The 25,112-nt window shown below is 57.8% G+C and carries 22 protein-coding genes and 1 pseudogene; 9 read left to right on the top strand and 14 right to left on the bottom strand.

The features are described 5' to 3' along the window. Genes ACWKXN_RS21285 through opgC form a run of 5 tightly spaced genes read right to left on the bottom strand, consistent with a single transcriptional unit; the run spans position 1 to position 4,107 of the window. On the bottom strand, positions 1-426 hold the full coding sequence (locus ACWKXN_RS21285) for an ATP-binding protein (RefSeq protein ID WP_454544299.1): 426 nt from the start codon (positions 424-426) through the stop codon (positions 1-3). Next, positions 427-765, bottom strand: coding sequence for an STAS domain-containing protein (locus tag ACWKXN_RS21280; protein ID WP_182931976.1), 339 nt, complete (start codon positions 763-765; stop codon positions 427-429). Then, positions 755-1,969: a PP2C family protein-serine/threonine phosphatase gene (locus ACWKXN_RS21275; RefSeq protein ID WP_182931975.1), complete on the bottom strand. Its 1,215-nt coding sequence runs from the start codon at positions 1,967-1,969 to the stop codon at positions 755-757. The genes ACWKXN_RS21280 and ACWKXN_RS21275 overlap by 11 nt, the downstream gene beginning before the upstream one ends. Positions 1,970-1,978: 9 nt before the next feature. After that, complete coding sequence (locus tag ACWKXN_RS21270) at positions 1,979-2,878, bottom strand: hypothetical protein (RefSeq protein ID WP_083239568.1); 900 nt, start codon at positions 2,876-2,878, stop codon at positions 1,979-1,981. A gap of 11 nt (positions 2,879-2,889) precedes the next feature. Beyond that, positions 2,890-4,107, bottom strand: coding sequence for an OpgC domain-containing protein (opgC, locus tag ACWKXN_RS21265; protein WP_454544298.1), 1,218 nt, complete (start codon positions 4,105-4,107; stop codon positions 2,890-2,892). A gap of 281 nt (positions 4,108-4,388) precedes the next feature. Here opgC and ACWKXN_RS21260 point away from each other — a divergent pair, with 281 nt between their 5' ends. The 9 genes from ACWKXN_RS21260 (at position 4,389) to ACWKXN_RS21220 (ending at position 17,418) form a co-directional block, all read left to right on the top strand. Further along, positions 4,389-6,206: a glycosyltransferase family 2 protein gene (locus tag ACWKXN_RS21260; protein WP_033145596.1), complete on the top strand. Its 1,818-nt coding sequence runs from the start codon at positions 4,389-4,391 to the stop codon at positions 6,204-6,206. Further along, positions 6,203-7,534, top strand: a complete 1,332-nt coding sequence (locus tag ACWKXN_RS21255) for a DUF3131 domain-containing protein (RefSeq protein WP_454544297.1) — start codon at positions 6,203-6,205, stop codon at positions 7,532-7,534. Before ACWKXN_RS21260 ends, ACWKXN_RS21255 begins: the two co-directional genes overlap by 4 nt. Further along, positions 7,531-9,078 carry a DUF3131 domain-containing protein gene (locus ACWKXN_RS21250; RefSeq protein WP_087822611.1) on the top strand — a complete coding sequence of 516 codons (1,548 nt, stop codon included), beginning with the start codon at positions 7,531-7,533 and terminating at the stop codon, positions 9,076-9,078. Before ACWKXN_RS21255 ends, ACWKXN_RS21250 begins: the two co-directional genes overlap by 4 nt. Beyond that, positions 9,063-10,457 (top strand): DUF3131 domain-containing protein, encoded by a 1,395-nt coding sequence (locus ACWKXN_RS21245; RefSeq protein WP_454544296.1) that lies wholly within the window; start codon positions 9,063-9,065, stop codon positions 10,455-10,457. Before ACWKXN_RS21250 ends, ACWKXN_RS21245 begins: the two co-directional genes overlap by 16 nt. Continuing rightward, complete coding sequence (locus tag ACWKXN_RS21240; protein ID WP_033145600.1) at positions 10,454-10,879, top strand: globin; 426 nt, start codon at positions 10,454-10,456, stop codon at positions 10,877-10,879. Before ACWKXN_RS21245 ends, ACWKXN_RS21240 begins: the two co-directional genes overlap by 4 nt. Positions 10,880-10,890: 11 nt before the next feature. After that, complete coding sequence (locus tag ACWKXN_RS21235; protein ID WP_454544295.1) at positions 10,891-13,569, top strand: response regulator; 2,679 nt, start codon at positions 10,891-10,893, stop codon at positions 13,567-13,569. Then, on the top strand, positions 13,566-15,737 hold the full coding sequence (locus ACWKXN_RS21230; protein WP_454544294.1) for a glycosyl hydrolase 2 galactose-binding domain-containing protein: 2,172 nt from the start codon (positions 13,566-13,568) through the stop codon (positions 15,735-15,737). The genes ACWKXN_RS21235 and ACWKXN_RS21230 overlap by 4 nt, the downstream gene beginning before the upstream one ends. 93 nt (positions 15,738-15,830) lie before the next feature. Further along, the gene (locus ACWKXN_RS21225; RefSeq protein ID WP_033145603.1) at positions 15,831-16,118 is read left to right on the top strand and encodes a VF530 family protein; all 288 of its coding nucleotides are present in this window, start codon (positions 15,831-15,833) and stop codon (positions 16,116-16,118) included. Between the two features lie 7 nt (positions 16,119-16,125). Continuing rightward, a complete protein-coding gene (locus ACWKXN_RS21220; protein ID WP_048974802.1) occupies positions 16,126-17,418 on the top strand; it encodes a glycoside hydrolase family 10 protein in 1,293 nt (430 codons plus the stop codon). 39 nt (positions 17,419-17,457) lie between these two features. Here ACWKXN_RS21220 and dsbG read toward each other — a convergent pair whose 3' ends face one another. The 9 genes and pseudogenes from dsbG to ACWKXN_RS21175 all read right to left on the bottom strand — a co-directional run. Then, complete coding sequence (dsbG, locus tag ACWKXN_RS21215; protein ID WP_454544293.1) at positions 17,458-18,216, bottom strand: thiol:disulfide interchange protein DsbG; 759 nt, start codon at positions 18,214-18,216, stop codon at positions 17,458-17,460. 41 nt (positions 18,217-18,257) lie between these two features. Next, positions 18,258-18,869 (bottom strand): DsbA family protein, encoded by a 612-nt coding sequence (locus ACWKXN_RS21210; RefSeq protein ID WP_320718226.1) that lies wholly within the window; start codon positions 18,867-18,869, stop codon positions 18,258-18,260. Between the two features lie 7 nt (positions 18,870-18,876). Continuing rightward, positions 18,877-20,901: a protein-disulfide reductase DsbD family protein gene (locus tag ACWKXN_RS21205; RefSeq protein ID WP_454544292.1), complete on the bottom strand. Its 2,025-nt coding sequence runs from the start codon at positions 20,899-20,901 to the stop codon at positions 18,877-18,879. A 47-nt stretch (positions 20,902-20,948) separates the two neighbouring features. Further along, complete coding sequence (locus ACWKXN_RS21200; protein ID WP_033145608.1) at positions 20,949-21,320, bottom strand: hypothetical protein; 372 nt, start codon at positions 21,318-21,320, stop codon at positions 20,949-20,951. Positions 21,321-21,407: 87 nt separating this feature from the next. Next, positions 21,408-21,968, bottom strand: coding sequence for an RNA polymerase sigma factor (locus tag ACWKXN_RS21195; protein ID WP_080277788.1), 561 nt, complete (start codon positions 21,966-21,968; stop codon positions 21,408-21,410). A 5-nt stretch (positions 21,969-21,973) separates the two neighbouring features. Then, positions 21,974-22,393: a hypothetical protein gene (locus ACWKXN_RS21190; protein WP_029741320.1), complete on the bottom strand. Its 420-nt coding sequence runs from the start codon at positions 22,391-22,393 to the stop codon at positions 21,974-21,976. A 149-nt stretch (positions 22,394-22,542) separates the two neighbouring features. Then, positions 22,543-23,055 (bottom strand): AAA family ATPase, encoded by a 513-nt coding sequence (locus ACWKXN_RS21185; protein WP_454544291.1) that lies wholly within the window; start codon positions 23,053-23,055, stop codon positions 22,543-22,545. 118 nt (positions 23,056-23,173) lie between these two features. After that, complete coding sequence (locus ACWKXN_RS21180; RefSeq protein ID WP_454544290.1) at positions 23,174-24,724, bottom strand: methyl-accepting chemotaxis protein; 1,551 nt, start codon at positions 24,722-24,724, stop codon at positions 23,174-23,176. 89 nt (positions 24,725-24,813) lie between these two features. Then, positions 24,814-25,112, bottom strand: a pseudogene (locus ACWKXN_RS21175) (transcriptional regulator); the annotation flags it as partial.

Here is a 25,112-nt window from a genome sequence, read left to right as displayed (position 1 = left end):
TCATACGCTTATTTTCTTTTCAAGCGCGGCAATATTTTTATCTGCCTTTCGCTCCACGGAGAAACGATCGACGCTCAGCAAAATGAGCATCAGCCCCCTGCCGCTCTCCAGTAACGGCGATATTTCACAGAAACGGTCTCGTCTGGCGGCCTCGAGCCGCTCCAGCGGGAACGCATCACCTGCGTCGGTAAAGACAACGCGGACATTATGGTCCCGGATGTCGAACTCTACGCTAAATGTACGTGAAGCATCCTCATGCAGCGCGTGCCGGATGATATTCGTCGCCACTTCACAGACGGCAAGGTCGAGCGCGAAACGCCACTCATCGTCAACGGCAAGCGCGCTCAGACGGTCTCCCAGCCAGCCGGCCAGCGGCGTCAGGGAGCCGAGCTCCGCCGGAAATTCTGCATGCTCCGGCGTCTGCATCTACTGCCCCAGCTGCGCAAGCGCGCTGTTTTTATCCGGATAGATGCGGAATATGCGATCCATTCGGGTCAGGGTGAACATATTCATGATCCCGGGGTTAAGGGAGCACAGCGCCATGTCGCCTTTCCCGTTCATCAGCTTAAACAACGACACCAGCATCCCCAGCCCGCTGCTGTCGATAAAGTCCACTTTGCTGAAGTCGACAATTAAGGCTTTACGATCGCTGCCAATTTCTTCCGTGACGGTGGCCTTAAACGTCGCGGCAATGGACGCATCCAGCCGCCGGACCGCTGGCGTAAGAATGTTGGCATTCGGTAATCGTTCAGTGTTAATAATCATTCTGTTCTCCCTGACGCTCAATCACTAACAGTGAAACGTCATCGGTTAAGGCGGTCGGTTCATCACGATTTGCATTGCGCCAGCCGGTCAGGTGTTGTCCGAAACGCAGCAGGAGCTCGTCTACCGGCAGATGGGCATGTTCATGAAGCCAGCGTTCCAGACGTTGCGGGCCAAACTGCTCGCTCTCGCTGTTCTCACATTCCGTGATGCCGTCACTGAATAAGCATAAGCGATCCCCTGAATTGAGGGTAAAAGCGACGTCCTCCCAGCTGAGGTCGGGGATAAGCCCGACCGGCGGTCCACCCTCGCCAACGGAAGTGACGGCACTCTCTGCGTTCACAATCACGGGAGTAGGATGCCCCGCCTGACACAACAACCCCTGACCACTGACGGGGTCGATCACGCCGTAGATGATGGTGAAATAGCTGGTGATGTCGTTTTCTTCACTGCAAAAGCGGCTGTTCAGTATTCTGACGACCTCGGCAGGCGACTGAATTCCGCCCTCTGCGGTAAACAAAAAACGATCCACCACCCGGCCGTGCAGGAACTGACGCGCCACGGCGAGGGACATCATTGCTGCCCCCACGCCGTGACCGGAGACATCAACGCAGTAGAACCCCAGATGAGAGTCCAGAGGAAAAATATTGAAGACATCGCCCGATACCCAGGCAGACGGTAAGAAAAGCCAGTCGGAAAAGTAGTTCCCGAAGCGCAGGCGGTGTGAAGGCAGAACCGAGTGCTGAACGCGCGCCGCCAGCTCAAGATCCTGTTCAATCTGGCGTAACGCTTCACTCAGGCGCTTATTATGCGCCGCGAGGGTCGCTTCCAGCGTCAAAATACGTACCCCGGCATGGAGCCGCGCCCGTAACTCAGCCTGTTCGACGGGCTTGCTTAAAAAATCATCCGCCCCGGCATCAAAACCCTGCGTTAAATCTCCTGCATTCTCGCGGGCCGTGAGCAGAATGATATACACATAATGGCCAAACTGACGGCTGCGGATCGTCTGACAGAGCGTAAGCCCGTCCATTTCCGGCATCTCCCAGTCGCTTATCACCATGCTGATCGGCTGGCTGGACAATATTTCCAGCGCGGCGACGCCATTTTCCGCCTCGCTCACGATATACCCCCACTGGGTGAGCATTCGGGAGAGTAACCGACGATAAATCAGCGAATCTTCAACGATTAACACGTGCAGCGCTGACATGTATCCCTCCTATAGCGGTAAGAACCAAATGAGGCTCACGGTCCCTTCCCTGAATTTTGCGTTACCGTTGCCGTGCCCCGGATAGCGGGTCCCCGCATAGTTCGCGTACTGGATGGAGAACGAACCTGGCGTATAGCCCGCATAGCCAAAGCTGTAGCTGTAATCGCCGTTCCAGGGCTGCTGCTGGCTGCTGTCCGGGAACCAGAACGCCGTTGCGCGAACGAAGAAATGTTGTTTGAAGGTATAGCCGCAGCCGCCGAGCATGACGTTTTTATTTTTGCGGATGTCATCGCTGCTGAGGTCGTAGTAGCGCGGAACCCAGCTGTACCCGACCTGGCAAATGATAGAGTCCCCTTTATTAATCAGGAGCGCGTTTTCAACCGGTTTCGGTAGCGAAAACTTATAGGCCAGCGTAAAGGCGCCCTGTTCGAAATAGGTGTGTCTCCGGCTACCCGACGTCCAGAAGTGGTTATCGCCGTAGTTGCCGTAGACCAGGCTGAACGTGTTGGCGTGCCAGTCGTCATAGCCAAAGCTGTAGCGAAAATCCGCGGTGTAGCGGTTGGTATCCCTGACCGGCAGCCGGGAGGTAATGTTGGCAAACCAGAAGCTGTAGGGGGAATACTGCAGACTAAGATTCAGCGTCTGGTTAATTTTTTTCGCCTGCGCGGCGCTGTCCGAGCTGTTGGGCACGCTCACCATCTGCTCTTTCAGCCCAGAACTAAAGCTCAGAGCGCCTGAAAATTTCTTGTCATTGCCTGAGAACAGGCGCCCCCACCGGCTGGTAAAAACGCCTGCCTGAACGGGCTCGCCGTTTTTATCGCGCAACGTCTCTTTCTCATTGCTTTGCGCCGCATCCGCCGCGGGTATTGCGGCGAGTAAGACGCCCGCCAGGAGCCATTTTTCGCGCATAACCGCCATCCTTAGTTAGGTATCCAGCGTGCAGCGACGTTGTATTTTGCCATGAGCCACAAAATGCCCAGTGCCGCAGCATGCACTAACGTATTTTCTATCCAGGCATGACGCCACAAATCGAAGGCGATGAACTGACTCACCAGCAGCACCACGTACACATGCAAAATGAAGGTATAAAGCGAGTGCTGGCCTAACGGAATAAGAAACCATCCCAGCATGCGGTTGAGCGGCGTCCAGCAGTATGTCAGCACCAGATAGACGGTAACCATCAGGGCGATATCGTTTAATACCCGCACCGGGCCCAGCCCATTTTTCGCCGCCCAGGTGTGATAAAAGGTGTTGAAGCCGTCAGGCGGAATCACGTGCATCAGCAGCGCGGGGGGCATAAACGGGTTGGTATGGTTCTGTGCTATGAACCCCAGAATGAGCGCCACTATCACCAGCGCAACCACCACCACTTTACCTGCAGGCGTGCGTGCGAAAGAGATCAGTTCGGCTTTATACCACCCGCTGGCCATGCCCAGCACAAAGATGAACTGCCAGGCCAGCAGCGGAAAGGCAAATTCGAATTCCGACGGCGTCAGCCGGAGCGGCCACCGCTGCCAAAGGCCGTACACTAGCAGAGACGCTCCCAGCAGCCACCAGACTTTACCCTTCTGTAGCATCCCCAAAAATAGCGGGCTGAGTAGCAGCAAAAAGATATATAGCCCCAGAATTTGCGTCTGATGGGGGCCAATCTGTAAATAGAGGATAATGTTGAACCAGGTCTCTTTTATTTGTGGCGTGACCGGATAAAGCGACCAGCTTTCACCCGAAAAGCGGTCGGTAAAATGAGTAACCTCGAAAAGATTAATATGCGGGATATAGGCCAGGAGAATAAACGACACTATGATAATGATATTTACACGATATATTTTCCACGCCCTGAGATAAAGCCCCCACGAAACCGTGAGTAATACGACTTTTTGCAGGCGAGCGCGATTCAACATCCCCAACATAAATCCCGAAAGAATGACAAAGCCTTCTGCGCCGGTTGTTAACCCAAAACGCTCCCAGGAGAATATATTAAATACCGACATCACTTCCGTATGCGCCACGACCATCATGACGAGGGCAATCCCGCGCATAAAGTCAATTCTCAGGTCCCGGGCACCTGCAATGGCATACCGCCATAATCTTGATTTTACTATATCCGCTTGCGCGATCGGCGGCGCAATATGGCTCATAGGGTATCCTTTACCTGGAAACGAAAATTAACGTCTAAATAAAGTAGATAGCCTAAAGGAATAGTAACCGCAATTTATCGTGAACAGATGAGGCGAATTAAGCAGAATTAAACCTTAATTAACCCCCACTAAATAATAGTAATGAACGTGGCTGGACACTTTTATTCGGCGTTCTACACTTACCTTAAATCTTGTTTATTCGCTATTTTCTTTGACCTTCTGGCAACTGCCTTTGCAGCAGAATGGGTCTGCATATTCACGGAATCAGGAACGCCGGAACTATGGATTTTTATTTTTCCCGTTTTGAACATCGTCGACCTCCGGAACCGTTGAAAACGCCGCGCTGGGTAATGATGACCTGGCAGGTGTTAGCGGTCGCGGCGCTTATTCTGGGCGCAAATTATATTTACTGGCGCTGGACCGCCTCCCTGAACACGGACGCGTTATGGTACGCCATACCGCTGGTCCTCGCCGAAACCCTGGCCTGGATCGGTACCGTGCTGTTTACCATCAACTTATGGAAAGAACAGGATCCTCCCCAGAGTCCGCCCCCGAGCGAGATTAACGACTGCCTGTCACCGGAGGAGGCCGTAGAGCCCCGTCCCGTTAAGGTGGATCTGTTCATTGCCACCTACTCCGAAGACACCGAGCTGGTGAGGCTGTCCATTCGTGACGCCATGAAGATGGATTACCCGTACCCGATTGACTACCGGATCCACGTCCTCGATGACGGCCGTCGCCCGGAGATGAAAGCCGTTTGCGATGAGGAAGGCGTCAATTACATCAGTCGCCAGACCAACATCGGATTTAAGGCCGGTAACCTGCGCAATGGTCTTGAGCAAACCGACGGCGATTTTCTTGTTATCTGCGACGCCGATACCCGTGTATTTCCCACCCTTCTCAGCCATACGCTGGGCTATTTCCGCAACCCTGACGTGGCCTGGGTGCAGACGCCGCAGTGGTTCTTCGATCTCCCGGAAGGCGAAAGTTTGTCGCGCTGGGGCCAGCGGAAAGCCGGAAAAATGGGCTATGGCCTGGGCTGGCTGATCCAAAAGTGTGTCGGCCCGGTCACGGTTGGCCGCGACCCGTTTTTTAACGATCCGCGCATGTTCTATGACGTCATCCTGCGGCGGCGCAACTGGGCCAACGCCGCATTCTGCTGCGGCGCGGCGTCCATCCACCGTCGCGAGGCGGTTATGCAGGCCGCGCTGAGAAGCTACGTCTGGTCCGTCGAAGAGGAGATCCATCGCCATACCCGCGACATACGCGATGACGAAACGCGGAGCGCGCTACAGGAGGCGATGCGCCCCCACGTGGCATTTGACACTGAGTTAACACCCTACAAATTTCACGTCTCCGAAGATATTTACACCTCGGTGCTGCTGCACGGTGACGCCGCACGACGCTGGCGTTCGGTCATGCACCCGCGCGTTGAGTCGAAGATGCTCTCTCCGCAGGATATGCTGACCTGGATGATCCAGCGCTTTAAATATGCCGCAGGTTCGCTGGATATTTTGTTCCATGACAATATCTTCAGCCGTCGTCGCTTCAGGCTTTCACTCCCCCAGACGCTGATGTATGCCACAACCTTCTGGTCCTATATGGCCTGCGTATGGAACACGGTGTTTTTGATTTCACCCATTATTTATCTGTTCACCGGTATTCCGCCGGTATCGGCCTGGTCGACGCCGTTCTATCTCCATTTTCTCCCCTTTTTTATTTTCTCCGAACTGGCCTTTATGTTCGGGACATGGGGGATTTCGGCCTGGGACGGCAGGGCCTCCTACCTCTCCTTCTTTTCCATGAATCTGCGCGCGCTCAATACGGTGCTGCGGGGCGAGCAGATCAAATTTCACGTCACGCCAAAAGAGCGGCAGACGGGCCGTTTTCTCTATCTGGTGAAGCCGCAGATTGCCATCGTAGTGCTGACCCTCGCAGGGCTTATCTGGGGAGGGATTCAGGTTGCACGCGGCCAGGTCGACGATCCTTCTGGCTACGTGATCAATATTTTCTGGGGAGGGGTGAACATCGCCGCCATGCTGCCGCTGATATTCGCAGCCATGTGGACGCCCGCCGAAGAGGATGAGGTCACCCAATGAGAATACGTGATGCCCTGCTTTCCGCGCGCAGTTATCTCACTATTCTGCTGGGGTTCCTGCTCGGCTTTGCCATTGTGGTATGGGTTGAGAAACAAATGCCTTCGCGCGTGGAGAGCAGCGGCGGCATCGCGCTCAGTAAAGATTTCCCTCCGCTGCCCGAAAAACGCGAGCTGACCTATGACGAGGCCATCTGGGCGCGGGTAGCCTGGCAATACTACGTGAATAATACCCAGCCAAACGGCCTGGCGAACGCCAGCGACGGTGAGCCCTGGCTGAGCCTCTGGAGCGTGGGAAGCTACCTGTTTGCGGCCGCTGCCGCAGAGCAGCTCAATATCATTTCCACCGATGAGTTTGACGAGAGGGTCAGCGCGGCCCTGTTTACGCTGGGGCAGCTGCCGCTTAATGAGAAAGGCCTCCCTGCCGCGTATTACCATGCGGACATCCTCAAAATTCTGGGAAAACCTGACGCATCCGCAATAGGCCTGAGCCGCCTGCTGACGGCGCTTCAGACTCTCCTTTGGCGCTATCCTCAGCACGCGGCGGCCATCCGCGATCTGTTTAGCGTCTGGAGCACCGGCACGCTGATCGAAAGCAGCACTCAAAGCCAGGCGGCCGTGCCGCTCCATCACTGGACTCTGACCAATGACGAACAGCGGGACAGCTTTGGCTATCGGCTCTATGCCAGCCATACGCTGCGCTTAATTGACAGTGCGGCGGGCCTCGCGGTCACCAATCCGCCGGAAGGGCAAAAAATGATCGACCTGGATGGGATCATGGTTCCCGATGAAGGGCTGCGCACGCCCTGGGGCAAGCAGACCTCCCTGATCAGTTTGCCCTATCTGCTAACCGGACTCGAACTGGGTTTTGACGCGCAGAGCGCTGAAATTGCGTGGCGGATTATGCAGATCCAGCAGCGGCGCCACGGCCTGCGCTCACCAAAACCTTCTATCAGCACGGATTATGCCGAACCGGCACCGGATTACGTTACCGATCTGCCAAACAGGCAGCCGGTACAGGCGCGCGCCCTGCGTGACGAAGTGCCGGAGAAAGTCGCGATCGCCTCCACCCGCACCGCGTTTGCCTGGTATGCCCTGTTCCGCAACAGCTGGAGCGAGGCGCTGCGCCAGCAGGTTCTGCCGCTTCTGGTGCCGGGTAAAGGCTGGCAGCGCGGTTTCAATCTTAATAACAGCGTTAATAGCGTCGTGGACGCCGACACCAACGCCATCGTACTGGAAAGTCTGTCGTATATCGCGCACGGCCAGATGCTCTGTCTGGCCTGCCTTCACACGGCCCCCCATTCATCCACTCCCGCAGGAGCAACGCAATGAAGCCACGATCCCCGATCCTTTTCTACCTGCTCACGGGAATAACGATCTGCTGGCTGGCGCTCTCGACCGCGCGCGCGGAAACCGGGCTGCCTGCATCTGGTTACTCCCCTCGCAGCGGCGAGCTGACGGCCCGAGAGATGACCATTGCGAAAAACGCCTGGCAGTATTTCGTCTCAAACTATCAGCCCACGACGGGGCTGGTGAATGCGGTCAACAAATATCCTTCCACCACCATGTGGGACAGCGCCTCCTATCTGGCCGCACTGACGGCGGCGCGCGAGCTGGGGATCATTGATAAAGCAGAATTCGATCGCCGGATGCTGAAATTTCTCGCCACGCTAAACACCCTGGTGCTGTTCCGCAACGAGCTGCCCAACAAAGCCTATAACACCATCAGCGGCCAGAAGGTGGACTACACCAACAAGCCCGGCGAAATTGGCTTCTCGGCTCTGGATATCGGGCGAATGCTGGTCTGGCTGAAAATCATCAAAGAACGTTACCCGGAATACGGCAACAGCGTTGATAACGTGGTGCTCGGCTGGGATTTCAGCCATGCGATCGACCCCTGCGGCACGCTGTACGGAGCCTATCTGGAGAACGGCCAGCCGAAGTATGTTCAGGAAGGCCGGCTGGGCTATGAAGAGTACGGCGCGGCGGGCTATCAGCTGTGGGGGTTCAATACCTGTAAAGCCAGCCGTCCGCAGCCGTACGAGCTGGCCGAAATCTACTGCGTGCTGGTTCCGTATGATTCACGCGACCCGCGCAACACGTCTCAGCATAACTATGTCGTGACGGAATCCTACCTGCTCTACGGTCTGGAGTTCGGCTTTGATAAACCGACCGATCGGGATAACGCTCCGCGCGACTACTCCCTGACGTGGATGAAAAACTTTGCCGATCGCGTTTATCAGGCTCAGGAGAACCGCTACACCATCACCGGCGTCCTCACCGCACGCTCTGAGCACCAGCTCGATAAAGCGCCATACTTCGTCTATGACACCGTCTTCAGCGACGGGTACAACTGGAACACCATTACCGACAAAGGCCAGTTCGTCCCTAACGCTGCCGCAATTTCACTGAAGGCGGCGCTGGGAATGTGGGTCCTGTGGAACTCGCCTTATACCGATCGCCTGCTGAACACCATTGAGAATGCCAACGAAGAGGGAAAAGGCTACTACGAAGGGCTGTATGAAAACGGCGACGGGCCGATCAAAGAGTTCACCGCGAACAATAACGGCATCATGCTGGAGGCCCTGTTGTTCAAAAAAGAGGGGAAACTGCTGGCCTTCAACACCGACAACCCGAAGAGCAAGGATTTTGCGCCGTCGCTGTGGGATCAAAAGCTGCTCGATCAGTTTGAAGAGAACAACGCCCTGCGCAGCCGTCCGTTCCTTGCCAGCACGCCGGCCGTAAAAAGCTGGTGCGACCGGGCCGGCGTCACGCAGCGCACCAAACCCGCCTGCCAGGCCTGTCAGTGCGCGTCATGCAGCGCGGACGAGCCGGTTAAACTGCCTCCGGTGACTGCGCAATGCTTAAAACCTTAGCCAGAGGGCTCGCGGGATTACTCCTCGCAGGTGTGGTCATCTTTGCTCTGTTTGGCCATCAGGGAGCTGGCTGGCGCTGGCTAATCAATGGCGGCTGGCACTCCAGCGCGCGTATCGCTGCCCTGACGCCGGAAGAACAGAAATGGGCGGCGATCGCCTGGCGCTATTTCGTCAACAATACCCAGCCGCAAACCGGACTGGTCAACGGGAGCGACAAACAGCCCCGCGTCACGCTCTGGCAAATGGGCGATACGCTTATCGCCCTGCTGGCGGCAAAAGAGCTGGGGCTGATTGATGAGGCCGAGTATGACGCCCGCCTGACGCGGCTGATGGGCACTCTCAACCGCCTGATGCTGACCGAGACCCGGACGCCAGGACGGCTCTATTCCAGCCAGACGGCAGCGACGATCGACTTTAGCGGCAAGCCCGCTAAAAATGGCTGGTCCGCGCGCGACATGGCTCGTCTGATGCTCGCCTTGCGCCTCACCGCTGAGCGGGAGCCGCAGTACAGCGAGTATCTGGATAAAATCATTCTGCGCTGGAACTTCTGCCCGGTCATCGATGCTGAAGGCGAACTGTGGTCCTCTTCCCTGCAAAACGGCCAGCCGGTGGTCCGTGAGGAGCTGCGCCTGGGCGAAAGCGAATATGCCGCGACGGCGTTTCATCTGTGGGGATTTTCCCCGGATAAAGCGTTTACGCCCCCGGCGCACCACGTCATCATCGCCCAGCGGCGCCTTGCTGTGGATGCCCGCGATCCGCGTACCACGTGGCAGCCCTCCCTGATAACTACCCTTCCCTATATGCTGCCGGGCCTGGAGTTTGGCTGGGAGCCAGAGGGCGTTGCGGCCGATCGGCAAAAGCGCCTGCGCAAGCAGGCGGAAAACGTCTGGCTCAGCCAGAAAACGCGCTGGGAGACCGAGAAGATCCTGACGGCAAGGGCAGATTTTGCGCTCCCTCAGGCGCCCTGGCATATACAGGATACCGTCTGGGGAAATGGCTATGCCTGGAACTCTGTTGGCGACGATGGCCGGGATTACACCCGCTTCGCACAGGTGTCGACAAAAGCGGTCTTTGCGCTGTGGGCCTTGTGGGACTCCCCTTATACCGACGTGCTGATGTCGGTCACCGAGCACCTTAACGATCCGCAGAAAGGCTGGTACGAAGGCCGCCTTGAAGCCACGGGCGATACCAACGCCTCCCTGACCCTTTCTACCAATGCCACGGTTCTGGAAGCCCTTTTCTTTAAGCACAACGCCGGGCCGCTGTTTGACGCCCGCCGGTCTAAGAAAGAGAGCTACTTTACGCGCCGTGTGGCAGAGGAATATACGCCAGTCGGGCACTGTCTGCCGGGCGAAAACGCCGCAAGGAGGACGCCGTGAAGTTTTACCGCGATCTGTTTGAATCCAGTCTGAACCGCGTTTTTCCGAATAATGACAAAACAGCGTTTTTTCAGACGTTCTATGACGCCTTCGTCCATATGTCACCCGAGACGCAGCAACATTTTTCTCGCCTGCCGGATCGAGAGGGTCAGCAAACCCTGTTTAAAAGTTTCTTCGCCATGCTTGCGGTGGACGGCGCCCTGATCGTCCCTGATTTTCTCGAGCGTCTGGCGCGGGAGCAAAGCGACGACGGCCTGCACCTCCCCCCACGATTTTTCGCGCTCTGGCGAGAAGCGATGTTGAGCGCGGTCAGCGAGCGCGACCCGCAGTGCGACGATGAGATCCTGACGGCCTGGGCGATGGCGATAGCGCCCGGGCTGGAATACCTGCGCCGACAGGCCGAACTGCACTACCGCGCGTAGGGAGGATCACGATGAGCGCATTTACATACGATCTTAACGCGCTGCCAGCTGCCGTCATGATTTATGACCGCGATGAACGCCTGCAGGCCTGGAATCACAACGTGGCCCTTTTTTATCCGGTCATCACCCCGTGGCTGAAGGCGGGCACAACGCTTGAAGCGCTGGCGGAACGCTTTATCGACGCCGTTTATAATGTCGACCCCGGCCTTCGTCAGACGCTGCGCGAGTCGGTTATTCGCAACTGTCGGCAGGATAAACACTGTGAGGTTCGGCAGGCGGGCCAGCGGCGGATCTTCGTCCAGCATCAGCGCCTGGCGGACGGCGGTATTGTCAGCCTGCACAGCGATATTACAGAGCTGGATGAAGCGCAGCGCGCGCGTCACCAGCTGCACGACGATTTTCTGCTGACGGCGGAATCCATTCATATTGGGATCTGGGACTGGCAGGTTTCTGGCGACGCGTTACAGGTTAACGACACCCTGCTTGCCATGCTGGGCCAGTCGCGCACCCAGTGGCGATATCCGGTGCGTTTTCTGCTCAATCAGGTCCACGAGAACGATCGCGCTGCGCTGCGCAAGGCGCTGCACGCTTCGAAGCAGGATCATCGTCCGGTCTTTGAATGTGAAATTCGCGTGCATCACCCTACCGAAGGACTGCGCTGGATGCTGCTCTCCGGCCAGGTGGTCACGCTCTCTATTGAGGGAAACGCCGAGCGCGTGATTGGCACGCTGCAGGATATTACGCGGCGCAAGGAGGCTGAAATACAGGCGTTCGCCTCGGCCATTGAGGCACAAAAAGCCAATGAGGCTAAAAGTGCATTTCTGGCGAACATGAGTCATGAAATCCGCACCCCGATGAACGGCATTATTGGCATGACCCAGCTGTGCCTTGACACAACTCTCAACGCCGATCAGCGCGATTACCTGACGCTGGTGATGAGTTCTGCCCAGTCTCTGCTGCATATCATCAACGATATTCTCGACTTTTCCCGTATTGAAGCTGGCAAAGTGGAGCTGGAGGCGGAACCTGTCCCTGTCCGCCCCTTTATCCAGTCGCTTATTCGCCCGCATATGCCGGGCGCGAGCGAAAAAGGCATTGAGCTTCTGGTTGATATTGCCCCAGATGTCCCCGACGTGCTAATGGTCGACGGCGCTCGGCTGCGCCAGATCCTGACCAATCTGCTGGGCAACGCGCTGAAATTTACGCACCAGGGGGAAGTCATCCTGGTTGTTGAGCCCGGCGATAGCGAGGACTACTGGCGTTTTCGGGTGCGCGACAGCGGTATTGGCATCCCGGCTGAAAAGCAGAAGGCCATTTTTGAAGCCTTCAGCCAGGCGGATAACTCAACCACCCGCCGCTACGGCGGCACGGGGCTCGGACTAACCATCTCGGCGCGGCTGGTTGCGGCCATGGGAGGCGAGTTAACGGTCACCAGCGAGCCGGGGAAAGGCAGCGAATTTTCTTTCGTCCTGCCGCTTGCGACGCAGTTTCTTGCCCCGGAGGAACGCCCGCGTAGCCAGCGCTTTAGCGGTGAACCCGTGCTGGTGGTGGATGATAACGAAACTAACCTCCGGCTGCTGGCCGCCATGCTGAGCCAGATGGGGCTGAAACCCACCTGCGTTAACAACGCCAGTGAGGCCATCAACCGGGTTAAAACCGGAACGGCATGGCCGCTGATCCTGCTGGACGCGCAGATGCCGGATATGGACGGCGTGTCGCTGGCCCTTGAGCTTTCGGTGCTGCCGCAGATTTCTGAAAGCCATATCATCATGCTGAGCTCCATGAGCCGACATTTTGATATCAATATGCTGAAGCGGATCGGCATCAAAACCTATCTGCATAAGCCTATTGCTCAGGACGAGCTGCATCAGGCGATTGCCTCGGCGTTTGAACGTGCGCCGAAGACCGTGGGGGAAACCGCCCCCGCCCCCGTCGCCGCCCCGGGCGCCCCGGGCGCTACGGGGCTGCGGATCCTGCTGGCTGAAGATAATCTGGTCAATCAGAAGGTCGCCGCGCGCCTGCTGGAACGTCTCGGCCATACCTGTCAGATCGTCGATAACGGCGTCACGCTGCTTGAGCGCTGGCGCGCGGGCGTGTGGGACGTTCTGCTTATCGATCTCCAGATGCCAGAGATGGACGGTGAAACCGCCATTCGCCTGCTTCGCGAGGAGGAACGCTCCCGGCCCGGACCGGCTCAGCCTGCCGTCGCCATGACCGCACACGCTATGCAGGGGGATAAAGAGCGCTGTCTTAACATGGGCTTCGACGGCTATATTGCCAAGCCCATCAGCCAGGAGCGTCTCGCTGAGGAGATTGCTCGCGTGCTTGAGCGTCATGATGATTCCTCCCTTTTTCCTGATGAAGCGCGCCTGCTGAAACAGTGCGCTGACGACCCTGTCCTGGTACAGGAGCTGCTGGCCCTGTTTGGCGAAGGGCTGGAGGAGGCCATAAGAGCGATCGCCCGGGCTATCGACAACGATGACCGCGAAGCGCTGCGCCGCGCGGCCCACAAGCTGCGCGGAGAAGCCGTCACGCTGGATTTCGGGCTACTCGCCCGTCAGCTGCAGACGCTGGAGAACGAGGCGCACACGCAGGACAGGCAACAGCTTGCGACGCTAAACCGGCGACTTCAAATGGAATCGCAGCGCCTGATGGCGTGGCTCAACGCGCGAGGGATAAACGAACCATGACCCGTAGCTGCGCGCTGCTCTTTGCGCTGTTTATTCCACCGCTGGCGGCGAACCCGACACCGGTCAGCTGGTCACTTGCTGGCACCTGGCGGGTTCAGGACGCCAACGACGGCACGCCTCCTCCCGCGTCAGGCTGGCGCGGGCTGAAAGTTCCTGCCAACTGGTACAGCGCGGGGTACGATCATCAGGGCGCGCTGTGGTATAAGCACGCATTTACGCTCCCCCTTCAACCGCCCGACGTGATGAGCACCCTGGTGTTTGACGGCGTCGATTATCTTGCCGATGTGACGCTAAACGGCCAGCCGCTGGGCAAGCACGAGGGCTATTTTCAGCGCTTTTCGCTGGACGCCAGCGCTGCGTTACAACGTCACAACCAGTTGGTGGTTCGGGTGGATAGCCCTTACAAAGATCCGCATAAGGTCTGGCCGCTGCATAAAACGGTCATGAAGGGGATTCTTAATCAGCATGACACGCGTCCCGGCGGCGCCTGGTCGCCGGAAGGACAGGACGCCAACTCTGGCGGCATCTGGGCGCCGGTCAGGCTGCATCTGAGCCGGGGCGCCACCCTGGATGAAATCATCCTTCGGCCTGACTGGTCCCAGGGGCTGAAAAGCCCTGAACTGAAGGCTGAGATTCGCTATCGCGCGCTCGGTCAGGGCCCGGCAACCGTGCGGCTCACCGCCACGCCCGCCAATTTCAGCGGCAAACGCTTCCAGGCAGACTTTCCGGTTACCCTGGAAAGCGGCGCCCATTCCGCGCGTGTTACGCTGCCCATGCCTGCGGCAAAACTGTGGTGGCCGGTCGGCACCGGGAAACCCCATCTGTACGCGGTTCGCGTCTCATTACGGGATGAAAAAGGGTTAATGGATACGGCAGTCACCCGAACCGGGCTGCGCAAGATCGTAGAGCAGCCAGACAACAAAGGCTGGCTCATTAACGACAGGCGCCTTTTTGTTAAGGGCAGCAATTACATTGGCTCTCCCTGGCTCGGAACCATGACGCGAGAAAAATATCGTCGCGATCTTCGTCTGGCAGAAGCCATGAACGCCAACGCCATTCGCGTGCACGGACACGTTGCCGGGCGCGCGCTGTATGACGTTGCCGATGAGATGGGCATGATGATCTGGCAGGATGTTCCGCTGCAGTGGGGCTACGACAGCAGCGACGCCTTTACCAAAAATGCGGTTCGACAGACGCGGGAGATGATCGAACAGTTTGGCAACTCACCCGCCATCATCGTCTGGGGCGGCCATAACGAACCGCCCTGGAATTCGCCGTGGATGGAAAAACGCTTCCCGGACTGGAACAAAAACCTCAACCGCGAGCTCACGCAGCGGGTGGCGGACACGCTTGCCGAAGATACCTCCCGCATCGTGCACCGCTTCTCCGCCGTTGAGGAGCACTACTGGGCGGGCTGGTACTTCGGTACCGTGCGCGACCTGCTGGCGCCAGCCAAAACGGGGATCATCACCGAGTTTGGCGCGCAGGCGCTGCCCCGCTGGTCCACGCTAAAAACCATCATTCCGGCTGCGCATCGCTGGCCCAAAACGACCGCCGCCGACGATCCCGGCTGGAGCGTCTGGAAATACCATAACTTCCAGCCCTTTCAGACGTTTAAATTTGCCGGTATACCGCGCGGAAACAACATTCAGGAAATGATCCGCAATACCCAGGCGTATCAGTCCCGGCTCGTCGCCACGGCGGCCGAGAGCTATCGCCGACAGCGCTACCAGCCGGTGACGGCCCTGTTTCATTTTATGTTTGTCGAGACCTGGCCCTCCATCAACTGGGGCGTGGTGGACTACCTGCGTCAGCCTAAAGCCGGTTTTTACGCGTTAAAACGCGCATACCAGCCTGTTCTGCCTTCAATTGAACCGGTCACCCCGCAGTGGAAATCCGGCACGGCGGCGACCGTGCGTCTCTGGGCCATCAACGACACCTGGAAACCGTGCAGCGAGTGTCGTCTTTCGTGGCGCATCACCCAGCGCGCTAAGGTGCTGGCAAAGGGGACGATGACGATGACGATCCCCGCTGATTCGGGAACGATGGTCAAAACGCTGACGGTCACGCCCGTGGGTCAGGATGAGGTGTCGATCGGGTTTACGATTGAAAACAAGGCGGGAAAAAGGGTTGGTGAAAATCAGCGCACGGAGTCCGTCATAAAATGAGCGAGGGAAAAGGAAAATTGCCGCTTCCCCTGCTTTCTTGTACCCTTTCACCGGAAACCCTGCCCCCACAAACATTGAGACATCCGGACACCTATGACTGCACATATTTCCAAAGATCCCTTGCATGGCGTAACGCTGGAGATGATGGTCAATGCCCTGGTGGCAAAATACGGCTGGAGCGAACTGGGCGACCGAATCAAAATTAACTGTTTCAGAAAAGATCCCAGCGTTAAATCGAGCCTGAAATTTCTGCGCCGCACCCCGTGGGCGCGCGCGGAAGTGGAAGCCCTGTATCTGGACTCCCTCAACGATGAGGTAAGCACAGAACAGGCGGCGCCCGCCTTTAATCCCTGGGCCAACAGTCGGATTATCAAGAGCTAATACGCAAATGACGCGACACGTAAAACGGATTGGTGCGCTGGCTGCCTGCGCGCTTTTACTTGTGAGCTGCTCCTCCAAACCGCCGAAATCACTGGTTACCCCTCTTCCCACCGCGAGCAAACCGACGCAGCAGGCAAACGAGCCAATGCGCGGGATCTGGCTGGCGACCGTCTCACGTCTCGACTGGCCGCCGGTGGCCTCGGTGAACGGCCGCAGCGCGGACCAGCGCATCGCGATGCAGAAGCAGGCGCTGACAAGCAAGCTCGACAACCTTAAGCGCCTCGGCATTAACACGGTGTTTTTCCAGGTGAAGCCGGACAGCACGGCCCTCTGGTCATCAAAAATTTTGCCGTGGTCGGATATGCTGACGGGCAACATCGGCGAGTATCCGGGATACGATCCGCTGCAGTTTATGCTGGATGAAGCGCACAAGCGCGGCATGAAGGTGCATGCCTGGTTCAACCCGTACCGCGTGTCGACCAACACCAAACCGTCCACCATCGCCGCCCTGAACCGGACCGCCTATGAGACCCCGTCCAGCGTCTATGTCCAGCACCCGGAGTGGGTGCGCATCTCGGGCGACCGTTTTGTGCTCGACCCCGGCATTCCGGAAGTGCGCGACTGGATAACCAAAGTGGTGACCGAAGTGGTGGCGAACTACGCGGTAGACGGCGTGCAGTTCGATGATTATTTTTACGCCGAATCGCCGGGGTCCGCGCTCAATGATTCGCAGACCTGGCGGCAGTACGGCCAGGGATTTGCCTCAAAGGCCGACTGGCGTAGACACAACACGCAGCAGCTGATCGTCCAGGTTTCCCGCGCGATTAAACAGACCAGGCCCGACGTTGAGTTTGGCGTCAGCCCGGCGGGCGTGTGGCGTAACCGCTCCTTTGACCCGGCAGGCTCGGACACCCGTGGCGCTGCGGCCTACGATGAGTCCTACGCCGATACGCGGCAGTGGGTTCAGCAGGGCCTGCTGGACTACATCGCTCCGCAGATTTACTGGCCCTTCTCCCGGGACGCCGCGCGCTACGACGTGCTGACCAAATGGTGGGCCGACGTCGTGAAGCCGACCCACACTCGCCTGTATATCGGCATTGCGTTCTACAAGGTGGGCGAGCCGTCGAGAAACGAGCCGGACTGGACGGTTCAGGGCGGCGTGCCGGAGCTGAAAAAGCAGCTCGATCTCAACGATTCGCTGCCCAACGTGAACGGCACCATCCTGTTCCGGGAAGATTACCTGAACCAGCCGCAGACCCAGCAGGCGGTGAACTACCTGAAAGGACGCTGGGGAAGCTAAATGCCATCAGGCAGAAACGCCCCGTTTCTGCCTGTTTTTTTACGGCTTCGGCCCGAACATCGCCTCAAGCTGCTGCGCATCCGGCATACCGACCACCTGCTGCAGCTCATTTTCCGCATTCAGATAGTAAATGGCCGGCGTGGCGTTAGCGCCCAGGCTGTCCATCAGCGTCTGGTGCTTCTGCAGGATCGCTACCGTTTCGCGGGAAGCCTCGCCCTCTGGCTTCGGTAATTTTTTGCCACCTGAAAGCTCGTATTCGCGCCAGGCCGAAACCGGATCTTTCGCATTCAGAATCGCCGAGGCGTTACGTCCGCTGTTGGGGTTGAGAAACGCCACCAGCAGCGTGTTGAGCTGCACCTTGCCCGCCTTCACCCACGGCTGCGCTTCGGCCCAGAACTGCTTGCAGTACGGACAGAACGGATCGGCGAAGACAAAGACCTTACGCGGGGCGTTATCCGCCCCTTCCTTCAGGGGATGCGCCGCGTTGAGGTTCTTCCACATCTCGCGTCCCATCGGGGCGTAGATCTCTTTCTGGAAATAGCCCTCGCTGAGGTTTTTTCCTTTGTCATCGTACAGATAGCCTGAGATGACGTGCTTGCCGTCCGGCGTTAAAAAGAGCGTCACGCCCATGTCCTGATACTGCCCCAGCCAGGCCGGTGCGCCGCCGGACGCATCCAGCTTCTTGATAATTTTAATGTTCTGCTGCTCGCTGAAGTGCTTCACCACGTCCGGTATGGCTTCAGCCGCCTGCGCCAGCCCTGACGCCGTCAACGCTGAAAGTAACAGTAATTTTTTCATTTCCCTCTCCGGTTTGTCGGGGGCATTCCGCCCCCTTCAGGTTAGCGGTTTTTCAGTGCGTCACTGACCATTTCGTCGAACTGTTCAAACGGCACCCAGCCGGGCAGCAATCCCTCGCCGATGAGCGTGGCGGGCGTGCCCTGGATCCCCATTTTTTCCGCGACGATCAGGCTGCGCTTGATCGTCATCAGGCTCTCCTCATCCGGCGTCGCGACGCTCACGCCCGCCCGCTTCTGCGCCTCCTGAATGCTGGCGTCATCGTGGTAGCCCTTCTTCGCCATCAGAGTGTGGTTAAGCTTCATAAACTGCCCGGGCTCCTGACGCCAGAGCGTTAACGCATCGCGCGCGGCGGTTAGCGAACTTTCCGAGCGGAAAGGTAAAAACTTAAAGACCACCGCCACGTCCGGGTGTTTTTCGACGATCTTCTCCAGATACGGATCGAATTTTTTACAGTACGGGCAGTTGTAGTCGGTAAACACCACCAGGGTGAGCTTTGGGTTTTTCGCGCCGATGCGCGGAGAGTTTGGATCGTTAAACAGAAAATCATACACCATCTTCTGCGCACGCTGCTCCTGGTCCAGCGTTAGCGGCTGGGCAGCGAACACCTGAACCGGCGCCAGCAGGAGCAGAAGCGTAATAAGGAATTTTTTCATAACACAGTTAGCCTTTTGCGTTGTTCAGGGTGGCGATCAGAGTGCGCTTGTCCAGCAGCGGCGAGAGGATTTTCCCCTCAGGCAGACCGGGGCCATACGCTGCGTTAAACGGAATGGCGTAACGGTTTCGCTTCGCCAGAAAATCGGCGATAAACGCGGACGGCTGGCTCCAGTCTCCGCGCAGGGCCACCACGTCCGGCTGGCGCAGCGCGGCAATAACGTCCGGCTGATTCAGCACCCGATGCTCGTTAACTTTGCAGGTCACGCACCAGTCCGCCGAGATATCCACAAACACCCGTTTTCCCTGCACCAGCGCCTGCTGGATGGCCTCCTCGCTGAGCGGCTGCCACGGGATGGTCTGCGCAGCATTTTGTGCCGGAGCGGCAGGCGGCGCGTTAAGCAGCCCGCGCGCCTGATACCCACCAAACGCCGACAGCGCGATAACCACGAGCCAGAACAGCGGTGAGGATTTTTGCCCCTTCAGCGCGAACAGCGCCAGCGCGACGGCGATGAGCACCAGCATCACAATCTGGCTGACCGCCTCGCCCAGATGCACGCTCAGTAATGTTGCCAGCCAGAGGCTGGAGGCGAGCATCATCAGGCCCAGAACGACTTTTAGCGTGTTCATCCAGCGGCCGGGTTTCGGCAGCAGCATGGCCGTTTTCGGCACCAGGGCGACAAACAGCCACGGCAGGCTCATGCCCACGCCGAGCATCAGGAAGATCAGCCACAGCGAGTGCAGCGGCGCGCCAAGGGCAAAGGCGACCGCCGTACCGAGGAACGGCGCGGAGCATGGCGTGGCAAGCAGCGTGGCGAACATCCCTTCGCAGAAGCTGCCGCCAATCCCCGATCCCCCTGCCGTCGCCAGCCGTCCCGTGGCGGCGGAAGGCAGCAGCATCTCAAACGCGCCAAACAGGTTTAGCGCAAACAGGAAGGTGACGGCGACCATCAGGCCAATAAACCACGGGTTCTGGAACTGAATGCCCCACCCCAGCGACGCCCCGGCCAGCTTAAGCGCGGTCACCATCCCCGCCAGCAGCATAAAGGAGGTGAGGATCCCGGCGCTGGTGGCCAGAAAGCGCAGCCTGATGGCGCGCCTGTCCGATCCCGCCTGCAGGATGCTGTTAAGCTTCATGCCCATGACCGGCAGCACGCAGGGCATCAGGTTGAGGATAAGCCCGCCCAGCAGCGCAAAGAGCACCATTTTGCCCGTCCCTTCAGGCGCAGAAGGTGCAGCAGGCGTCGCGCCAACGGTCATGGTGGTTTGCTGCGCATTGCCGCCGCTGGTCAGCACAAACGACAGCCTCTTGCCCTCCAGCGAGGCGGGCTTGTCTCCCCATTCGTCGGTCACGGGTACCGTCACCCGAAGGGTATTGCCGTCGTGTTTGATGACCGGCTCGCCGGGAAGAATGTCCCCCTCCAGCGGGTCAAAGTAGATCCCCGGATTATCCCACTTCCCGTCCGTCGTGCCGGTAATCACCAGCTTGTCGCCAGCGAGCCAGGCGGAGAGATCCCTGGATACGCCTGACGTACCGGGCACGGCGCGCATCGCCTGCTCGAACTCGCTGCTGAAGCCCTCATCTACCGGCTGGGTAAAATCGAGGTGCAAAGGGTAGTCCGTCAGCAGACAGACGTTACTGCAGGTTGAGAGCGTGAGCGTCCCGTCGAGCGTGTCGCCCTTCACCCCGTCGAGCGTAATCGGGATAGTGACCTTGTCGTGATAGCCCTGCGTGGTCATGCCGGAGATATCGAAGCGCGACGGGACCGGCCAGGACCAGCTATCCGTTACGCCCTCCGGCCAGCTGATTTTCGGCGCGACGCCGCCCTCGCCCGGCGATCGCCAGTAGGTTTTCCAGCCGGGCTTTAGCTCAACGGTGAGCAGGCCTTTAACGTGCGTTTGCTCCCTCTCCGCCTGAAAGCGGATGCGGGCGTGATCGTTTTGTGGGGAAACCAGCCAGCCTGTGTCCGCCGCATGGACAATGCCGATGCAGGACAGCCACAGGAAGACGAATCCCCTGAAGAGGTTAACCATGTTTTACTCCGTGAATAGTGAAAATTATCGTGTGAGGACGATGATTTTCATTCACGGAAAACGCAGTTTTTAAGGTGTATTCGGGGAGGCGGTGCCTGAACGGGCTGCTCTGCGGGAGCCAATGCCCGCCCTTGCGTAAACAGCTGCAGCAGCGCGAAGAAGATAATAATGGCCGGTAGCGCGCCGTCGAAGAACAGCGGCTGGGCGCAAAGCAGCGAGTGTGCGCCCAGCTGGCAGGGCGACGGGCCGGGCTGTTCGGTATTGCTGCTTTGAGCCGGGGCATCTGCACTCAGTGAAATTTGCGGATCCAGTCCCTGTAAAAAATGGTTGAGCATCACCGCACGCTGCACGAGGCAAAGCGCCATCGCGAGACAGGTGACGATCAAAAGCCATTTTCCGAGGAGCTGACGGTTGCGCATAACGTTCCAGAGTAACAAGACGCCCCGATCATAAACGATAGTGATGAATCTACAAGTGCCGGAAGTGTAAGGTTTTGTCTGTCGCCGCTATTCGCCCGTCAGCGCGTCATAGACGTCGCGCAGCCGCGTGCGCAGAAACAGCACCGCCTTGTGCTTGCGGGATAACAAAGCCTGTTCGCTGGCACCGGTCTCCTCTGCCAGCATTTTAATGCTGTAGCCGTGGAGTTCGGTCTTTTCAAACACCTCGCGCTGCGGCGGTGGCAGTTCAGACAGCGCCTGCCCCAGCTCTTCCCACAGCAGCGTTTTGAGGTACTCCTCTTCCGGCGTGTGCGGTACGCCGAACAGGGTTTCGGCCAGCTCGTCCTCGGGGAAACCCTCTTCGTCTTCGCCCGTAAAATAGCCGGAGAGCGACACTTCGCGCTTTTTACGCGCACGGTCGGTCATCTCGTTACGCGCCGCGCGGAACAGCCAGGCGGCAACGTTTTCGACCGGCTGCTCCACTTTCATCAGCTGATAGGTGACTTCCTGCAAAATGTCGTCGGCATCATCGCGAACGGACGTCCGTCCGCGAATGAAGGCTGTCAGCCGGGCGCGGCAGGCATTAAGCGCCGACATCAGCATGGATCCGCCCGCCTCCCCGGCTTTCATTTCGCTCACTCTGCTTCCGGCGCTTTTGGCGTGGCGTCGTCGCGCTTATCGTCACGATGACCGTGCCAGCCGCAGTGGCCGCGACCGTGGCGACCAAACCCTTCGCGACGCTGCTGAATAAACGCCTCTCGCTGTTCGGGCGTCATGTTCATCCAGCGCTCGTGCATCCGGCGGTGCGCACCAAACATCCCCGGACGGAAACCCAGCCCGCCAAACAGAATGCGGCTCAGCACCAGAATGCCCAGCGCCTGCCAGAAGCCAATGGCCTTCACGCCGAGAATGGCCGGGAGCAAGGCGTTCCACAGGGTCATCACCACCAGGCCGAGCACGATGAAAATCACCGCGCCGATGACTAAACCCTTGCCCATACGGTGGCGACCGAATCCGCGCCCGTGACCTCTGTCGTGCATATCAAAATCTCTCATGGCGTTTACCTCGTTTACAGTAACTGATTATGGCTTGTGATGAGGTAGACGGATGAGGAAGGGAAATATTGCTTGGGGGAATGAATAATTTTGCGGAGAGCGTATTTTCACACGCCCCGTGAAAGCCATTGCTGGCGCTTGTTCACCGTTTAAGGCCGGTTTAGAGCGTTCTTAATTTCCAGGATTTTATCTGCACACTCTGCCGCTGATAACAGGGCGGTGTCCAATATGAGATGTTCTCTCTCCCAGGGTTCATACTCACGGTTTTTTACCTGTTTCCAGTCAGGAGGTGTGAGCCCTGGGATATCAGAGACTCTGTTCTCTACGCGATAACGATGTTCTTTTTCGTCTGAGCAGACAATTTCAACTTCCAGGAAAGGGACATTCAACGACAGAGCAATATTGCGGAAAGCATCTCGCACAAGGTTAATATCATTAACGGAATCGGTCACAACGGTGGAGCCGAGCTTAAGATTCTCACTTGCTAAACCATAGATGGCAAAATAGCCCTCCGGCCCCGTTTCCTCACCCGGTTCATAGACTGAACGAATGGCCTGCTCAACAGTATCAACCCGCAGATAGACCGCCCCCAGCCTTTGAGTAACTATTTTTGCAACGGTGCTTTTACCACTGCCGGGTAGCCCACTAAAAATAATTAACATAATTTTCCCTGGTGATAATTAATATTAGATTTGTGCTGCCTATAGAGACGTCCTGAATTATACAGAAACGGTTACACCAGATACAAAAAAGGCTCCCTGCGGAGCCCCCCTCATACAATCAAGCCTGCACCGGCAAACTAAAACTCGAAATACTCCGCGAAAGCTGCTGCGCCTGCTCTTCCAGCGAGGCCGCTGCCGCGGCGGACTGCTGCACCAGCGCGGCGTTCTGCTGGGTCACGCCATCCATCTCGGTCACCGCCTGGCCGACCTGACTGATCCCGCGGCTCTGCTCTTCGGAAGCGACGGAGATCTGCTCCATAAGCGTATTCACTTTATTCACCGACGAAATAATCGAGTCAATCACCTCGCCCGAGCGGCTGACCAGCTCCGCGCCGTTTTTCACGCTCGAGACCGACTGCGCAATCAGGTTCTCGATGTCCTTAGCTGCCACCGCGCTTTTCTGCGCCAGGGTGCGCACTTCGCTGGCCACGACCGCAAAGCCGCGGCCCTGCGTTCCCGCGCGCGCCGCTTCTACCGCCGCGTTCAGCGCCAGGATGTTGGTCTGGAAGGCGATGCTGTTAATCACGCTGGTAATGTCTTCGATACGCTTCGAGTTCGCCGCGATGGTGTTCATCGTGTCGATCACTTCACGGGTCACCGCTTCACCTGTGTGGGCATTTTTCACCGCGTCCTGCACCAGTTTCCCGGCCTGGTAAACGTTGTCGGTATTGTTCGCCACCGTCGCGCTCAGCTCTTCCATGCTCGCTGCCGTCTGGGTTAACGCCGAAGCCTGCTGCTCGGTACGTGACGCCAGGTCGATATTCCCGGAGGCAATCTCCTGCGCCGCGTGCGTTACGGTATGGCTCGCATCGCGCACCTGGGCGATGGTCGCCAGCAGCGCCTGACGCATCTGCTCCATTGAGCTCATGAGATGATCGATTTCGTTATGTGCGCTCCCCTTGACCGGTACCGGAACGTCCAGCTTGCCCGCCGCAATCTGGCTGCAGTGCTCGCGCGCCAGGTTAACCGGCGCAAAGACAAAGCGCTTCATCAGCATGCTGACGGCGACAATCACCACCACAAACAGGCTGGCAATAGCGGCAATGATCGCCAGGCCTGAGACGAAGTTACTGCTCGCATCTTCGTTCAGGCTTTTGGCATATTTCTGGTGGACGGAAAGGACCTGGTCGAGAACGATCTCGTACTGGCGGTCGAGGCGGGAGACTTCCGGGATCAGGGCGTTAAATTTGGCGACATCGTGCGCCTCGGCGGCATCGATCAGCGGCGCCAGCCCCTGGTTGCGGTAGTTTTGCCAGGCGTCCTGATAGGCAGTCACCAGCGGCGCTTCATCCGTCAGACGCGGCGAAGCCATAAAGGCCGCAAAGGCGTGGTCCGCTTTGGTCAGCGCCTCCTTCACGGCGGTTAGCTTTGCAGCTCCGTCGGCCGAATTGCCCGCTTCCACCATCTTCACATACTCCATCACCCGCACGCGCAGCGTACGGCTATGGTTGATGGGGTCAATAATGGACAGCACAACCTGGATCTCTTTGTTGACGTTATCCAGGGAATTATTACTTTTAATGATGAGGCCAACGCTGGTCACAGTGCTGACAACAAAGAAGAAAAGCAGCGAGAACAGGACGATCAGGGACGACTTTTTCAACGACATAAACCAATACCTCAAGGAGAATTATTCCTTATGGTTATCGGCCATTCCAAAACTTAAATTAATTAAAGTTATTGAAGTATCGAACCGGGCTATTTCGCTGGCTTATAGCGTCGCTGCAGGGTGGCATTGAGCTTGCGCTGCAACGGCTGCGGCGTCTCCCCTTCGATCAATTTGTTAATCAAATCAAAGCAGTGCCACGCCAGCTGGCGGTTATCCTGACGAATGGTATCCACCGGGATTGTCAGCGAATCGTAGAGATAGTGATCGTCAAAACTGGCTAACCTGATATCACTTTGCAACAGGTTGTGCTGGCCCATATAGCGCAGCACCCCTTCCAGTAGCCCGCAGGCGGCGGCGAACAGCGCTTTCGGCGGACGCCCCAGACGGG

Source organism: Enterobacter sp. UPMP2060 (assembly GCF_053709655.1).
This window is presented reverse-complemented; position numbering and strand designations above follow the sequence as displayed.

Bases quoted from the DNA above. Each gene is read 5' to 3' on its own strand.
- ACWKXN_RS21280 (WP_182931976.1), bottom strand. From the start codon at position 765: ATGATTATTAACACTGAACGATTACCGAATGCCAACATTCTTACGCCA.
- ACWKXN_RS21230 (WP_454544294.1), top strand. From the start codon at position 13,566: ATGACCCGTAGCTGCGCGCTGCTCTTTGCGCTGTTTATTCCACCGCTG.
- ACWKXN_RS21285 (WP_454544299.1), bottom strand. From the start codon at position 426: ATGCAGACGCCGGAGCATGCAGAATTTCCGGCGGAGCTCGGCTCCCTG.
- ACWKXN_RS21245 (WP_454544296.1), top strand. From the start codon at position 9,063: ATGCTTAAAACCTTAGCCAGAGGGCTCGCGGGATTACTCCTCGCAGGT.
- ACWKXN_RS21190 (WP_029741320.1), bottom strand. From the start codon at position 22,393: ATGAGAGATTTTGATATGCACGACAGAGGTCACGGGCGCGGATTCGGT.
- ACWKXN_RS21200 (WP_033145608.1), bottom strand. From the start codon at position 21,320: ATGCGCAACCGTCAGCTCCTCGGAAAATGGCTTTTGATCGTCACCTGT.
- ACWKXN_RS21180 (WP_454544290.1), bottom strand. From the start codon at position 24,724: ATGTCGTTGAAAAAGTCGTCCCTGATCGTCCTGTTCTCGCTGCTTTTC.
- opgC (WP_454544298.1), bottom strand. From the start codon at position 4,107: ATGAGCCATATTGCGCCGCCGATCGCGCAAGCGGATATAGTAAAATCA.
- ACWKXN_RS21205 (WP_454544292.1), bottom strand. From the start codon at position 20,901: ATGGTTAACCTCTTCAGGGGATTCGTCTTCCTGTGGCTGTCCTGCATC.
- ACWKXN_RS21225 (WP_033145603.1), top strand. From the start codon at position 15,831: ATGACTGCACATATTTCCAAAGATCCCTTGCATGGCGTAACGCTGGAG.
- ACWKXN_RS21260 (WP_033145596.1), top strand. From the start codon at position 4,389: ATGGATTTTTATTTTTCCCGTTTTGAACATCGTCGACCTCCGGAACCG.
- ACWKXN_RS21270 (WP_083239568.1), bottom strand. From the start codon at position 2,878: ATGCGCGAAAAATGGCTCCTGGCGGGCGTCTTACTCGCCGCAATACCC.
- ACWKXN_RS21210 (WP_320718226.1), bottom strand. From the start codon at position 18,869: ATGAAAAAATTCCTTATTACGCTTCTGCTCCTGCTGGCGCCGGTTCAG.
- ACWKXN_RS21195 (WP_080277788.1), bottom strand. From the start codon at position 21,968: ATGAAAGCCGGGGAGGCGGGCGGATCCATGCTGATGTCGGCGCTTAAT.
- ACWKXN_RS21250 (WP_087822611.1), top strand. From the start codon at position 7,531: ATGAAGCCACGATCCCCGATCCTTTTCTACCTGCTCACGGGAATAACG.
- dsbG (WP_454544293.1), bottom strand. From the start codon at position 18,216: ATGAAAAAATTACTGTTACTTTCAGCGTTGACGGCGTCAGGGCTGGCG.
- ACWKXN_RS21275 (WP_182931975.1), bottom strand. From the start codon at position 1,969: ATGTCAGCGCTGCACGTGTTAATCGTTGAAGATTCGCTGATTTATCGT.
- ACWKXN_RS21255 (WP_454544297.1), top strand. From the start codon at position 6,203: ATGAGAATACGTGATGCCCTGCTTTCCGCGCGCAGTTATCTCACTATT.
- ACWKXN_RS21185 (WP_454544291.1), bottom strand. From the start codon at position 23,055: ATGTTAATTATTTTTAGTGGGCTACCCGGCAGTGGTAAAAGCACCGTT.
- ACWKXN_RS21220 (WP_048974802.1), top strand. From the start codon at position 16,126: ATGACGCGACACGTAAAACGGATTGGTGCGCTGGCTGCCTGCGCGCTT.
- ACWKXN_RS21235 (WP_454544295.1), top strand. From the start codon at position 10,891: ATGAGCGCATTTACATACGATCTTAACGCGCTGCCAGCTGCCGTCATG.